The 13,663-nt window shown below is 60.2% G+C and carries 12 protein-coding genes and 3 pseudogenes; 9 read left to right on the top strand and 6 right to left on the bottom strand.

Features of this window, described 5'->3' with window-relative positions; translation table 11 throughout:
* Positions 1 to 19 precede the first annotated feature (19 nt).
* The 3 genes and pseudogenes from ACTJJW_RS06860 to ACTJJW_RS06850 form a co-directional block, all read left to right on the top strand.
* Positions 20 to 1,249 carry a multidrug effflux MFS transporter gene (locus ACTJJW_RS06860; RefSeq protein WP_462643390.1) on the top strand — a complete coding sequence of 410 codons (1,230 nt, stop codon included), beginning with the start codon at positions 20 to 22 and terminating at the stop codon, positions 1,247 to 1,249.
* 93 nt (positions 1,250 to 1,342) lie between these two features.
* On the top strand, positions 1,343 to 1,984 hold the full coding sequence (locus ACTJJW_RS06855; protein WP_462643389.1) for a phosphatase PAP2 family protein: 642 nt from the start codon (positions 1,343 to 1,345) through the stop codon (positions 1,982 to 1,984).
* A gap of 82 nt (positions 1,985 to 2,066) precedes the next feature.
* Positions 2,067 to 2,960 (top strand): annotated as a pseudogene (locus ACTJJW_RS06850) (helicase HerA-like domain-containing protein); the annotation flags it as partial.
* Here ACTJJW_RS06850 and ACTJJW_RS06845 read toward each other — a convergent pair.
* Together ACTJJW_RS06845 and ACTJJW_RS06840 are read right to left on the bottom strand one after the other, a co-directional pair.
* The gene (locus ACTJJW_RS06845; protein ID WP_462643388.1) at positions 2,935 to 3,390 is read right to left on the bottom strand and encodes a helicase HerA-like domain-containing protein; all 456 of its coding nucleotides are present in this window, start codon (positions 3,388 to 3,390) and stop codon (positions 2,935 to 2,937) included. The pseudogene ACTJJW_RS06850 and the gene ACTJJW_RS06845 overlap by 26 nt on opposite strands.
* 49 nt (positions 3,391 to 3,439) lie before the next feature.
* A pseudogene (locus ACTJJW_RS06840) lies at positions 3,440 to 3,724 on the bottom strand (IS982 family transposase); the annotation flags it as partial.
* Between ACTJJW_RS06840 and ACTJJW_RS06835 the strand changes: the two are divergent.
* The gene (locus ACTJJW_RS06835) at positions 3,693 to 4,481 is read left to right on the top strand and encodes an FAD-dependent oxidoreductase (RefSeq protein WP_462643387.1); all 789 of its coding nucleotides are present in this window, start codon (positions 3,693 to 3,695) and stop codon (positions 4,479 to 4,481) included. The pseudogene ACTJJW_RS06840 and the gene ACTJJW_RS06835 sit on opposite strands and share 32 nt — an antisense overlap.
* A 240-nt stretch (positions 4,482 to 4,721) precedes the next feature.
* The gene (locus ACTJJW_RS06830) at positions 4,722 to 4,859 is read left to right on the top strand and encodes a hypothetical protein (protein ID WP_462643386.1); all 138 of its coding nucleotides are present in this window, start codon (positions 4,722 to 4,724) and stop codon (positions 4,857 to 4,859) included.
* Positions 4,860 to 4,920: 61 nt separating this feature from the next.
* Here the strand turns inward: ACTJJW_RS06830 and ACTJJW_RS06825 are convergent, their stop codons facing one another.
* Positions 4,921 to 5,145, bottom strand: coding sequence for a recombinase family protein (locus ACTJJW_RS06825; RefSeq protein ID WP_462643385.1), 225 nt, complete (start codon positions 5,143 to 5,145; stop codon positions 4,921 to 4,923).
* Between the two features lie 395 nt (positions 5,146 to 5,540).
* On the opposite strand from ACTJJW_RS06825, the gene ACTJJW_RS06820 reads away from it, so the two are divergent.
* The gene (locus tag ACTJJW_RS06820; RefSeq protein ID WP_462643384.1) at positions 5,541 to 7,907 is read left to right on the top strand and encodes an FdhF/YdeP family oxidoreductase; all 2,367 of its coding nucleotides are present in this window, start codon (positions 5,541 to 5,543) and stop codon (positions 7,905 to 7,907) included.
* 53 nt (positions 7,908 to 7,960) lie between these two features.
* On the opposite strand, the gene ACTJJW_RS06815 is transcribed toward ACTJJW_RS06820, so the two are convergent.
* From ACTJJW_RS06815 to ACTJJW_RS06805, 3 genes and pseudogenes are all read right to left on the bottom strand, one after another.
* Positions 7,961 to 8,287, bottom strand: a complete 327-nt coding sequence (locus tag ACTJJW_RS06815) for a DUF6457 domain-containing protein (RefSeq protein WP_462643383.1) — start codon at positions 8,285 to 8,287, stop codon at positions 7,961 to 7,963.
* Positions 8,288 to 8,797: 510 nt separating this feature from the next.
* Complete coding sequence (locus ACTJJW_RS06810) at positions 8,798 to 9,712, bottom strand: IS982 family transposase (RefSeq protein WP_462643382.1); 915 nt, start codon at positions 9,710 to 9,712, stop codon at positions 8,798 to 8,800.
* A gap of 107 nt (positions 9,713 to 9,819) precedes the next feature.
* Positions 9,820 to 10,179: pseudogene (locus ACTJJW_RS06805) on the bottom strand (helicase HerA-like domain-containing protein); the annotation flags it as partial.
* 305 nt (positions 10,180 to 10,484) lie between these two features.
* On the opposite strand from ACTJJW_RS06805, the gene ACTJJW_RS06800 reads away from it, so the two are divergent.
* The 3 genes from ACTJJW_RS06800 (at position 10,485) to ACTJJW_RS06790 (ending at position 13,653) form a co-directional block, all read left to right on the top strand.
* The gene (locus ACTJJW_RS06800) at positions 10,485 to 11,759 is read left to right on the top strand and encodes an ABC transporter substrate-binding protein (RefSeq protein WP_462643381.1); all 1,275 of its coding nucleotides are present in this window, start codon (positions 10,485 to 10,487) and stop codon (positions 11,757 to 11,759) included.
* A 74-nt stretch (positions 11,760 to 11,833) separates the two neighbouring features.
* Entirely contained in the window at positions 11,834 to 12,724 is an 891-nt protein-coding gene (locus tag ACTJJW_RS06795; RefSeq protein WP_462643380.1) for a carbohydrate ABC transporter permease, read from the top strand.
* Entirely contained in the window at positions 12,721 to 13,653 is a 933-nt protein-coding gene (locus ACTJJW_RS06790) for a carbohydrate ABC transporter permease (RefSeq protein ID WP_462643379.1), read from the top strand. The genes ACTJJW_RS06795 and ACTJJW_RS06790 overlap by 4 nt, the downstream gene beginning before the upstream one ends.
* The last annotated feature ends 10 nt before the right edge of the window (positions 13,654 to 13,663 follow it).

The raw sequence follows: 13,663 nt of genomic DNA, 5'->3' as shown, positions 1-13,663 counted from the left end.
TCTCTTAGCAAGGATTCGTTTGACTACCGTCGTTCATCCCGGTGACTCGCTGTCTGCACGTCAACGACTCGTCTATGTACTCGTGCTTGGCGCGCTGACCGCGCTCGGTCCGTTTACGGTAGACCTCTACCTGCCGGCGTTTCCGCTGATCGAGGCAGATCTGCAGACCACCGCTGCCGTTGTGCAACTGACGCTCACCGCAACAACGCTGGGGTTCGCGCTTGGTCAACTGATCGTTGGTCCGTTGAGCGACCGACTTGGTCGACGTCTTCCGCTGATCGTGGCAACCAGCGTGCACTTGATGGCAAGCCTCGGAGTCGCGCTCGCGGGCAATATTGAATTGCTGTTTGTTTTTCGCCTCGTGCAGGGCATGGGTGCTGCTGCAGGTGCTGTGGTCGCGATGGCCGTTGTGCGCGACCTGTTCGGCGGACTACCGCTCGTGCGGATGCTTTCTCGGCTCGCGCTCGTTCAAGGTCTTGCTCCAATCCTGGCTCCGCTCATTGGATCGCAACTGCTGCTGATCACGCCGTGGCGCGGAATGTTCGTATTCTTGGCCATCTACGGCGCGCTCGTGTTGCTTGCCGCCTGGTTTTTCATCGTTGAAACTCTGCCACCGGCTAGACGTCGGGACCTTGGCCATGCCACCGCCCGGGATCGCTACAAAGCACTCTTCACCGACAGGGTCTTCGTGGGTACCGCAATCATCGCTGGCATGACCTTCTCGGGGTTGTTCGCCTACCTGTCGTCCTCTCCCTTCCTTCTGCAGAACGTCTACGGTCTTGATCCTCAAGCTTTCGGGCTCGTGTTTGCCGTCAATTCCATCGGCGTCGTTCTCGGTGTGCAAACAAGTGCGTTCCTTATGCGTTTCGTCGGGCCGCAGTGGATTCTCGCCGGCGCCGGTGTTGGACTTCTGCTGTCGGCATCCGCGATCGTCTATTTGGATGTTGTCAACGGTGATCTGTTTGCCGTTCTCATTCCGCTGTTCTTCTTCGTAATGTTCTGTGGCTTCTCGTTCCCCTGCACTCAGGTTCTTGCGCTGGCAAACCACGGGGGCGAGGCAGCAACCGCGGCATCAGTGCTGGGAGCCGTGAACTTCGGTCTTGCCGGGCTCACTTCGCCGATTGTCGGATGGTTCGGAATCACCAACGCGATTCCGATGGGCATAGTGATGGGTTGCACGGCGACCGTCTCGATCATCGTGATGTGGGTTGTAGTGCGTCCGCGCTCGGTGCCCGCACTGTCACGCTAGGGCAGCACCGCCCGTCACAATCCCGAGGAGACTCGGGGCTCTGCGATTGGTCTGTCTAGGCATTTCTTGAGGTTTGCCCGCTACTTTAACAGGGTGAATAAACAGCTCTCTCACGCCGATGCTCGCCGTGTCACATCGCACTGGCCGCTGATTAGCGGTGTGGGCGCTGTGGGGCTCGCCGTTTTGCTTGGGGTGCTGATTGCCACGCGCAACAGCACAGTGAGCCTCGATGAGTTGGTGCTCAATGACTTCGTGAACATCCGCTCCAATTTCTTTACGCTGCCCGCGCTAGCGATGAATTTCATCGGTGGTGGGTGGTTCGGGGTGCTTGTAGTGCCGCTGGGCGGTGCTCTGGCTTTCCTGATTGCTAAACGTCGATGGGCAGCCCTCTACTTTATTGCGGCATCGGCCGCGAGCGCTGGAGTCGTGCAACTGCTCAAGGTAACGTTCGGTCGTGCCCGCCCGACTGAAATTTTGGTGACCGCTGACCTCGGTTCATTCCCGTCGGGGCATGTAGCTAATGCGGCGACGCTCGCTGTCGTGCTGATCATCCTGCTGCAACGTCGCTGGGTGTGGTTTGTCGGCATCATTTACACGATTCTGATGATCCTTAGCCGCACCTACCTGGGCGCACACTGGCTCAGCGACACCATCGGTGGCGCTCTGATCGGGGTAGGCGTTGCGGTGATCGTGTGGGCGCCGTTCGCGCGAAAGCTATCTGCCGAAACGGGTTGAGAGTGGCGCGACCCGGCGAGCGCAGGCCACGATCTGGAGCCTAGAAGAGCGCTGAACGCCCACCACTCCGTAGGCTAGAAGAATGACGGATGCCGCAGCGCAAGTAGAAGCAGCCAAGAAGGCCCTCGCTGAAGCACAGGCTGCGCTCGCGGCTACCGAAGCAAAGAAGCCAGCGCCACAGTCGAGCTCGGTCGACGGCCCGCTCACCAATGCAGAAGTCTCCGCGATCCGCGATGGCTATGCGTTCGAGGGCGAGGTGCTCGAGATGGGCGCGCTGGTGAATGGTGAGGCGCTCGCCGACGTTCCCGTGCGAATTCCGATCGCGATGCTCAACCGTCACGGTCTGGTCGCCGGGGCGACGGGAACGGGTAAGACCAAGACTTTGCAGGTGTTGGCTGAGCAGTTGTCGGCTGCCGGTGTTCCGGTCTTCGCCGCCGACATCAAGGGTGATCTTTCTGGGATTGCAACGGCGGGAACCTCGAGTGAGAAGCTGCTGGAGCGCACCGAGTCGATCGGTCAGGACTGGCAGCCCGCGGCATCCCCGACCGAATATTTCACTCTCGGTGGTATGGGTACGGGTGTTCCGATCAGGGCCACGGTGTCGAGCTTTGGGCCACTGCTTCTCTCAAAGGTGCTTGGGCTCAATGACACTCAAGAGTCGAGCCTGGGTCTGATTTTCCACTACGCAGACAAGGCCGGACTGCCACTTGTTGACCTCAGCGACCTGCGCGCAGTCGTCCAATACCTACTGAGCGACGACGGGAAGGCCGAGCTGAAGACTCTTGGTGGGCTTTCCTCGGCGACGGCCGGCGTCATCCTGCGCGAACTCATTGGCTTTGCGAACGAGGGTGCTGACGCTTTCTTTGGCGAGCCTGAGATCGATACGTCGTTGTTCTTGCGCACGAATGCGGCGGGCAAGGGCATCGTGAGTCTGCTCGAGATCCCGGGAGTCAACGATAAACCGGCACTCTTCGCAAGACCTCGCGAACGACCGTCTGTCCAGTTCGTGAACCCAAGACGTCTTCTAAGACGTTCGGGTGCTTACGTGTAGACGTGCGCGTTGTAGTGCGTGTCGACGTCTTCGACGCAGGCTTTTTGTTCATGTCTTTGAGTGCGCGCTCGTACTCGTGCAGCAGACCCTTCGCCTGCTCTTTCGCCGTCGCTTGTGCACTCTCTTCGGCCTCTGCTGCGGCCTCGACAGCAGCATCCGCCTCAGCTGCGGCGTTCATCTTTACGGCAAGAATTTCGCGCGCAGGCTCTCGGTCGACCGCGGTGCCATACGTTGCCATCAACGGGGACGTAGCCACAGCTGCCGACATCACTGCAGCATCCGTCGGAGACATCGAGCCACGCGGAGCCCGCAAGCGAGTCCACGCCACCGGAGTGGGCGCACCCTTCTCGTTCATCACCGTGATGATTGCCTCACCTGTCGCTAGATGATTGATTCCAAGGTGTTCAGTGGTCGTAGGCGGTGAGTGAGCGTCGGATGTTGAGGCCGAGGTTTTCGTTGTGCCAGATTGCGGCGGTCAGGGCGAGGACGCGTTGGGCGACTCGTGTGCAGACTCCGGAAAAGGTCCGTCCGTTGTGGCGTTCGAGGTCGAGTTGGCTTGTGAACGTTTGGTTGACTGATTCGATGATCTGACGCAGGGGTTTGAAGAACTGGGATCCTGGCCTGGATTTTTCGCCTTTCCGGGCGGGACGCAGGAGGATGATGCCGCCCACGGCCAAGCCCGACTCGAACGGGAGCGCCGTCGCTGTGGAAACCGCAACATTCCTTACCCGTTTCGGCGTCCACGTCACCCTCCTTCACCGCGGTCAGAGGCTCCTTGAACGAGAAGAGCCCCGCGTCAGCGAACTCGCTACCCAGTACCTGCAGGAAGCAGGAGTCGACATCCGCCTCGGAGCGACCGCCCTTCGCGGTCACCGGGACGGCAACAGCAGTGTCCTTGACCTCGACGATGGCACCGCAATCAATATCGACGTGGTCATCTTCGCCACCGGCCGCACACCTCGCACACAAAACCTCGGTTTGGACACCATCGGCGTCACCGGAGTGATGCCTTTCACCCACGTCGCCAAATACCAAGGCCGCATCGCCGCCGACAGCCTTCTCGGCAAACCCCACCCCGCAACCTACGAAGGAATCCCGCGCGTCGTCTTCGGTGACCCTGAAATCGCTGCCGCCGACCGTACCCAAAAACAAGCCAACTTGCAAGGCCTAACGACCGTCAGCACCGAACTTGACCTCGCCAAAGCGATCGCCCGCCCCTGGACCTATGAACAGAACCCGCGCGGACACCTTGGCCTCCTCGCCGATACCGGGAGCAAAGCCTTGATCGGCGCCTGGGCTGTGGGACCGATGGCCGCGGAATGGATTCATCACGCGTCTCTCGCGATCCGCACCAAGCTACCCATCGAAACTCTCCGCGATCAGGTCGCCCAGTTTCCAACCTACAACGAGGCCTATCAAGCCGCACTCGAACACCTCAAAATCTGAACCGCGCCAGCGATCAAGACCACCGAACCATGCCCCGGTCAATAATGACCTCACCCCGCCAACCCATCAAAATTGAGGCACTACCGCGCAAATCCACAACAATCTTTATAAAAAATTGACGTCAAGCTGGAAAAAACCAGCTGGCGGCAGGCTCCTCCCACCGGCTCCACGGACATCGCAGACGTCGCGCTTTCGCGTTTCCGATACCGCTCAAGTGCTCAGTAGACACCACTTCGGGAGATGTTGAACATCGACGCGGTCGCCGGAACATCCACCTCAGGATCGGTGAAGTGGCGGGCGAGAGACGCATCCTCCTCGGGAGTGAGCCAGCCGCGGCTGTTTCTCGAAGATTTGGGCGCACTCTTGGCCTATTCATGACCTCCCTGGTCCGCAGGCTCTCCCAACCGCACTCGGCCTCAGCCACCGCAGTAAGCATGCGCTAGAACAGCGTGGTCTGAGGACCCTGCAGGTCAAACAGGTCACCGTTGTTACTGAGCATGATGCCCCAAGCCCTCAACACCCTGATGATCTCCACAATCCTTAGCGCGCTTCCCGCGAGTCGATCCAACGACGAAACCACCAGTGTGTCCCCGCCCCGGCACACATCCAATGCCCTCGCCAAGCCATCGTGCGTCATGGTCTCGCCCGAGAAAACCGTGTCCACGTAGATCCGGGCAGGGTCCACCGCCAAAACGGCCAGCGTGTGTTCAGCTGAGCCTCGAAGTCCAGCCTGCGGCCGCCCTCGATCTGGAGCCTCCGCGGCCCCTGGCGGGCGGCGATACCGGGCAGGGCAAAGCCCTGCCCGGACGTGACGCGCCGCCACACCCGGGAATCCAGAACAACTGTTTCGGGAAATGACAGACCCCACCCATGCGAGCAAAATACGTGAGGCACGCACAGTCATTTCCCGAGCACCTTGATATGGGGCACTACGAGCCTGATTCAGTCCACACGAGCGGGCTCTTCTCATCCAATACGGGTTGAGGCCTTGCAACAACTCGCCAAGCCTGTTAGGTCTGGAGGACAGATCTCAAGTTGGGGTGTGAAAGGGTAGGGCCCATGACTCGTCAGCATCCCTCGGCGGCAGAACCAGACGAAACCGACCTCGAGGTCACAAAACCGAAAGACTGGGCCGGGGGCGTGCCCGGCGTGTACCACTCCATGAAGCCTGCGCTGGAGAAACTGGGCGTGATCCGCACCGGCAAGACGATGCTCGCCCTCAACCAGAAAGACGGCTTCGACTGTCCCAGTTGCGCCTGGCCGGACCCGACTAATCGCAAAACCTTCGAATTCTGCGAGAACGGCGCCAAAGCCGTCACCTGGGAAGCGACACCGGTCACCATCGACTCGGACTTCTGGGCCGAGCATTCCATTGACGACCTGTTGGAGAAGTCGGAATACTGGCTTGGAATGCAGGGTCGTCTCACCGAGCCGGTCTATAAGCGCGCCGGCGAGAACCACTACCGACCGATCAGCTGGAACGACGCGTTCTCGGTGCTGGCCACGAAGCTGAATGCTCTCACGTCCCCGGACGAGGCTGCCTTCTACACGAGCGGCCGCGCCTCGAATGAGGCCGCATTCGCGTACCAGCTTTTTGTGCGCGCTTTCGGAACGAACAACCTGCCTGACTGTTCCAACATGTGTCATGAGTCAACCGGATGGGCCATGGGTCAGACGCTGGGGATCGGCAAGGCGACGATTAGCTACGACGACTTCGCCCAAGCCGATCTCATCATCATCATGGGCCAGAATCCGGGAACAAATCATCCGCGGATGCTGACGGCTTTGGAAGAGGCGAAGGACGCCGGCGCCGAGATCGTCGCCGTCAATCCCCTGCCGGAGGCCGGCCTGCACCGGTACAAAAACCCGCAGCGGGTCAAGGGCATCATCGGACGCGGCACCCCCATCGCCGACCAGCACGTGCAGATCCGGCTGGGCGGCGACATGGCGCTGTTGCAGGCGGTCTCCAAACGGGTGTTGGCCGCAGAGGCGCAGCATCCCGGAACAGTGCTGGACCACGAGTTCCTGGCGAAGTACTGCTCTGGCCTGGAAGATCTCACCAGGCATCTGAACCTGCTCGACGAGCAGGCCGTGCTCGAGGCCACGGGACTTGAGGCACACGAGATCGACGAATTGGCCGCACGTTATCTCAAGGCCGATCGCGTGATCGTGACCTGGGCCATGGGCCTGACCCAGCAGAAGAAGGCTGTGGCGACCATCAAAGAGATCATCAATTTGCTCTTGTTGCGCGGGAACATCGGCAAACCCGGTGCGGGCGCCTGCCCGATTCGCGGGCACAGCAATGTGCAGGGTGACCGCACCATGGGTGTCTGGGAACAAATGCCGCCGGCATTCATGAACGCCCTTGAGCGGGAGTTCGGGTTTGATCCGCCCCGAGAACACGGTGCGGATGCCGTCGAGACCATCAACGGGCTGCGTGACGGTGAGATCAAGGTGTTTATGGCGCTCGGTGGAAACCTGGTCGCGGCAATCAGCGACACGAACGCGGCCGAGGCCGCTATGCGGGGCGCCGAGATGACCGTGCAGGTGTCCACGAAACTCAACCGGTCCCATGTGGTCACCGGCGCCGAGGCACTCATCCTGCCCACGATGGGCCGCACCGAGATCGACATGCAGGCCTCGGGGCCGCAGTTCGTGTCGGTCGAGGACACCGTCAGCGCCGTGCATCCGTCGTGGGGAAAGGTCGATCCGGTGGCACCCGGCCTCCTTTCGGAGGTCGCGATCGTCTCCCGGCTGGCGCGGGCCGTTCTCGGTGACAGGGTGAAGGTCGACTGGGCCGGTTTCGAGCAGGACTACGACGTCATTCGCGACCACATCTCCCACGTGGTCGACGGATGCGAAAACTACAACCAGAAGATCCGTCAGGAAGGCGGATTCATGCTTCCCAACGGCCCGCGGGATTCGCGCACCTTTCCCACGCCCATCGGCAAGGCGATACTCACCGTCAACGTTCTCGAGCGCGTCGATCGCCCGCCGGGCACCCTCATCTTGCAGACGCTGCGCTCGCACGACCAGTTCAACACCACGATCTACGGGCACAATGACCGGTATCGCGGCATCAAAAATGGCCGCCACGTGATCTTCGTGAACCCCGACGACCTCGCTGAGCTGGGCCTTGTCGATGGCCAGTTCGTGGATGTGCACGGGGTTTTCAGCGACAAGATCCCGCGGGTCTTGCGGAAATTCCGCTTGGTGTCCTACCCCACCGCTCGCGGCTGCGTGGCGGCCTACTATCCGGAAGCGAACGTTCTGGTTCCGCTTACTCACCTCGCCGAGGGCAGCAATACCCCCGTGTCGAAGGCGGTGATCGTGCGGCTCGATCCGGTGGCAGCGGATGCCGACAGCGCGCCTGGCGCGAAGGCAAGCGCGGCTCCTAACCGGTCGGGGGCGGCACTGCCGAGCTGACCGCCGGGACCCTGCTCTCGGCCGCGCGGCCGGGGCCACCCGGGCCACCAGCGTTACTGCGCCGTGTCAGCCCAGCCGTTGCGGGCCGTGTCGGCCCAGTTGGGGCGGGCCGTCGACTTGGCGCAGATTTGACGTGCGACCGCGGCGGCTGATTCCACTGCCGCTGTCGCGTTTTTCTCGCCCGTAGCCGCCGCGAGTCCGGCCGCGTAGCCGACAACGAAGGTGCTGATGGGGCCTGCTGACGGGCTGACAACGCTCGATTCCGCCGCGAGGTCAAGAAGTAGATTGCGATCAACCTGGAGGTCGAGAATCTGCAAGGCCTGGGTGAGCTGGCGGCTCCAGTCACGCAATTCGGGTTCGCGGGCGTCATAGTCCGTCATGGCAGCTCCTTGATTCGGCAGTAGGCGTAGGTATCCCTTCAGGAATAGCACCGATCGCGTTTCTGCGCTACCCAGTGCTCGCATCGAATCCCCGCCACAACGGCACTCGTCAGTCCGAGCGAACTCTGCTCGGTGTCGACAAAACAGTCGTGGAAGACGTGGATATCGACTTCACTACCGGCGTTTTGGTAGCTCAAGTCAGACCCACGAGGTCGATGCGGAACCGGTGCGGGACGTGTCAAAAACGCTGCCCGAGATACGCCGCCGAAGCCACCCTGGCCGCCGCCACCAGAGCCCACCAAGCCGGACCATCCTGGTTGCTGATCGGAGCCCAACTCGGTGTGTCGCGTCAAGGTGCACAGCAACGCTTCACGCGCGTATCCGCTCGTGAGTAAACCGTGCCGGTCAGGCACGCATATTGACCTCAGTCACAGGTGGACTCGGCAACCACCCAAACTCTGGAGTAGAAACAGAACACGGACCACACCTAGATGATTGATTCCAAGGTGTTCAGTGGTCGTAGGCGGTGAGTGAGCGTCGGATGTTGAGGCCGAGGTTTTCGTTGTGCCAGATTGCGGCGGTCAGGGCGAGGATGCGTTGGGCGACTCGTGTGCAGACTCCGGAAAAGGTCCGCCCGTTGTGGCGTTCGAGGTCGAGTTGGCTTGTGAACGTTTGGTTGACTGATTCGATGATCTGACGCAGGGGTTTGAAGAACTGGGATCCTGGCCTGGATTTTTCGCCTTTCCGGGCGGGACGCAGGAGGATGATGCCGCCCACGGCCAAGCCCGACTCGAACTCCGCACCGAAGTAGTTTTTATCCCCGATCAGCACTTGTTTGTTGCTGGGATGAGACAGCGCTGGTGTGCCGGCGAGCATGTCGTGCAGCGCGTAGCGTTCATCGGCTTTGGCTCCGGTCAATGACCATCCCAGCGGCAGGCCATGCAGGGTGCAGACCAGATGCAGTCGTAACCCCCAGAAATACCTGGAGTGAGAGGCGCAGTAACCGTATTCGGCCCATCCCGCCAGATCAGAGCGTTGCGCGGTTTCGCAGGAACGCCCGCATTCGACCGGGGTCGAATCCACAATCCAGACGTCGTCGCCGGCGACTTGGGTGTCCGCGCCGAGCATGGAAACCAGCCAGGTCATAGGATCGGCGAGTTTGCGCAGCCGTTTGTTGTAACCCGATTGGCCCGGCAGAGAAGGAAACATCGTCAGCAAATACTCGCGTGCGTAGCGCAACCACCGCCGTTCACTGGTGAAGCCCAGCAGAGGCTGCATCACCGCGAGTGCGACCAATTCCGTATCCGTGATCTTCGGGATGAAACCTACCCGTGGTCGCGCAGGAAGACGCTCCGGGTATGCCTTGAACAAGTCGTCAGTCTTCACATACAGTGCAGTAGCAAGAGTGTCCAGATCGGCGTTCATGACGGTCCTCCAACGGTTCGACAATGAGATAACACCGCCGATTCTGGACGCTCTTCGCCACAAACACCCTCTGCCACACCGCACAGCACACCTTGGAATCAATCATCTAGGCTCGTCAGCACCTCACCCAGGTCGTAGCCCGAAGTCGGATACGTCGATACTGTCGCCTTGAGCGCCTTCGCCGAATCCGGGGTGTGCGCCCGTAGCTGATGTTGAAAGCGCGAACCAATCTGCGCGAGCACATCGCTCGGCACATCCTTCGGCGTCTGCGTGACGAAGACCACACCGACACCCTTAGAGCGAATCAGACGAACGGTCTGCGTGATTGAGGCGATGAAGTCCTTCGAGGCATCGTTGAACAGCAAGTGCGCTTCATCGAAGAAGAACACTAGCTTCGGCTTGTCGATGTCCCCCACCTCTGGGAGGTCATTGAAGAGATCGGCGAGAAGCCACATCAAGAACGTCGAGCGGAATTTTCTCAACGCTCAAGAGACGCTAGATAAAGCGGTCATCTTGGTGCTGCTCCGAGGCGATTGGATCCCGACTTTGGGAGCCACTTCCCTGTGTTTCCGAGCATTTCTAGGACGATCTAGTAGCGTGAGCTTGTCATCGGTGTGCCCCATTCAGGGAGCTGTTGCCAAATCGTGATCAGACAATTTCGAAGAAAACTGTTGCGTTCACTTGTCAAACCCAAGGCCACACAGTTTACTGGGGAACGTCCGATTCACTTCTTGAACGGAACAGCACTCACTTTCCAATGGAGGAACACAGAATGCGTAAGCCACTTTCCATTATCGCCGGGGCGGTGGCCTTAGGCCTCGTTCTCGCGGGCTGCTCAAGCAACACCGGGACGACAGACCCGGACAACGCTAACCAGGTTGAGGTGTTCACCTGGTGGGCATCAGGATCCGAAAAGGTCGGCCTTGACGCTCTCGTCAAGGTATTCGAAGAGCAGAACCCCGACGCCGAGTTCATCAACGCATCGGTAGCTGGCGGCGCCGGCTCCAACGCCAAGGCTGCCTTGGCGTCACGCCTCGAAGCCAACAACCCGCCAGATACGTTCCAGGCCCACGCCGGAGCGGAGCTCACCGACTACATCAACGCCGGTCAGCTTCAGGACCTCAGCTCGTTCTTCCAGGAGAACGGACTCACCGATGTATTCCCCGAGAGCCTGATCGAGCGCATCACCGTTGACGGTGCCATCTACTCCGTACCCAGCAACATCCACCGTGCGAACGTTGTCTGGGCCAACACCCAGGTGCTCGAGGATGCTGGCATCGACCCGATGAAGGCACCTGCTGACATCGACGCATGGCTCGTAGACCTGAAGAAGCTCAAGGATGCAGGTGTCGAGACACCTCTCGCACTCGGTACCGAGTGGACTCAGATGCAGCTCTTCGAAAACGTTCTCATCGCTGACCTCGGCGCCGACGACTACTCGGGACTCTGGACCGGCGACACCGCCTGGGACGACGCTGGCGTTGAAACCGCTATCGGCCACTACGGCGACCTTCTTGAGTACACAAATAGCGACTTCGCTGGTCTTGACTGGGATGCCGCAACGCAGATCGTTCTTGACGGCAACGCCGCATACAACGTGATGGGTGACTGGGCCGAGTCTGCATTCCAGCAGGCTGGTTGGACCTACGACAACGAATACACCACCTGGGCAACACCCGGCACCGACGGAGTCTTCGACTTCCTCGCTGACTCGTTCACGCTTTCCGTTGGTGCACCTCACGAAGCAGCCGCACTCGACTGGTTGACGACCATCAGCTCTGCTGAAGGCCAGAAGGCATTCAACCTCGCCAAGGGTTCGATCCCTGCACGCACCGATACGGTTGCCGCTGACTACCCCGCGTACCAGCAGACCGCTATCAAGTCATTCGGTGAAGACACTGTTGTGAGCTCGCTCGCACACGGTGCAGCAGCGAGCATCGCATGGTCGGGAGACATCTCCTCGGCCATCGGTAAGTTCGGTGCAGACCGCGACGCCGACTCGCTCCTTTCAGGCCTAGTCGCAGCCTCTGACAAGGCTCAGGGCTAATAAGCACCACGAGACATAGTGAGTGGGGGCAGCGATGCCCCCACCCACTACCGTGCAAACCGAGGAGCTCGCGCGTGAAAAAAGGGTACAGAAACTGGGGGCCACCGCTCCTGCTGATCGCACCGACGATCATCGTTATCGGGATATTCGTCTATGGCTTGATCGGTGCCAACGTCGCGGTTTCCTTGAGCAACCGGCACAGTCTCGTGCCGGGAACCGAGTTCGTAGGACTCGACAACTACTTCGCTCTTTTTGCCGAAGAGCGCTTTATTCATTCGCTGCAGAACCTCGGTGTCTTCACCGTGTTCTTCATCGGTGGAACCATGCTTTTCGGCTTCTTGTGGGCATGGATGCTCGACAAGGGCGTCACCGCTGAGGGTGTCTTCCGCTCGGTGTTCCTGTTCCCGATGGCGATCTCGTTCGTAGCATCCGGTGTCGTATGGCGCTGGTTGCTTAACAGTGCCGAGGGTGATCGTGCATCCGGTCTCAACCGGATCTTCGAGATCATGGGTCTCGACTTTCTGCAGAACGCGTGGTGGAGTGAACCAGGTTGGGGCATGGCGGCAATCGCACTGCCCGCGATCTGGCAACTTGCTGGCTACGTAATGGCGTTGTTCCTCTCCGGGTTCCGCGGTATTCCTATGGAGCTGCGTGAAGCGGCCCGCATGGATGGCGCAACCGAGTGGAAGCTCTACCGTTACGTCATCTTCCCCCAGCTGAGCCCCGTCGCACTCTCCGCCCTCATCATCGTGGGCCACATGTCGCTGAAGGTCTTCGACCTGATCATGGCGATCACGAAGTCGATCTACCAGACCGAGGTTCCCGCAACCTACCTGTGGGTCGCCCTCACCGCTAACGACTACGCAAAGTCTGCAACGATCGCGACAATCCTGTTGCTGTTCGTCGCCGTGCTGATCGTGCCCTACCTGGTCTATACGGCCCGTTCAGAGAGGAAGCAGCGATGAGCGTCAGTACTGAAACCAAGAAAAAGCCTCGTGTCTCCATCAAGTCGGAGATGCCAGGGGAAACGGTACTCCGTAACCGCAAGCGACTGAGCCGCACCGTGAAGTACGTGTTCTTGGTGCTGTTCATGATCGTCGTGCTGATGCCCGTGTACGTACTTATCGTCACGAGCCTCAAGCCGCCACAAGACGTCAACCCGGCAACCTCGTGGGGACTACCCGTTCGGTGGCCATGGGAGCCCGCGCTTGACGGCGGACCCACCGGCTTCGACAACTGGGCGCTCGCGTGGAACGCGCTTTCGGCATCCATCGGTCGCACCTTCCTGTTGGCAATCCCGGCCGCACTGATCGCATCGTTCCTCGGAGCGATGAACGGGTTCGTGCTTGCGCGCTGGCGCTTCCCGTACGCCGACATCGTGTTCACGGTCATCCTGTTCGGAATGTTCATTCCTTACCAAGCGATCATGACGCCACTGGTGCAGATGAAGACGACTCTTGGCTTGCCCAGTGATATCTCAACTCTGCTAATCGTTCACGTCATTTATGGTCTGCCGATTTGTACGCTGATCTTCCGCAACTACTACGCGGGCATTCCGCACGAGTTGATGGAAGCATCGCGCATGGATGGCGCCGGGATGCTGCGCACCTTTGGCAGCATCGTGTTGCCACTGTCTCTACCCGGCTTTGTTGTGACGATTATCTGGCAGTTCACGTCGGCCTGGAACGACTTCTTGTTCGCTCTGTTCCTCTCGAACCAGAATGAAGGGCCAGTATCGCTCGCGCTGAACAACCTCGCGCAGGGTGCACAGTTGGCTAACTATGGCGCTGCCATGGCTGGTGCGCTGCTCGCGTCGCTGCCGACGCTGATCGTCTACATCGTGCTCGGCAAGTACTTCATCGGCGGGCTCATGAGCGGGTCAGTCAAGAGCTAGTTGCCCGTAC

The organism is Rhodoglobus galactosidasius, assembly GCF_054957775.1.
The sequence above is the reverse complement of the archived record's forward strand: the minus strand, read 5'-3'. Positions and strand labels throughout refer to the sequence as shown.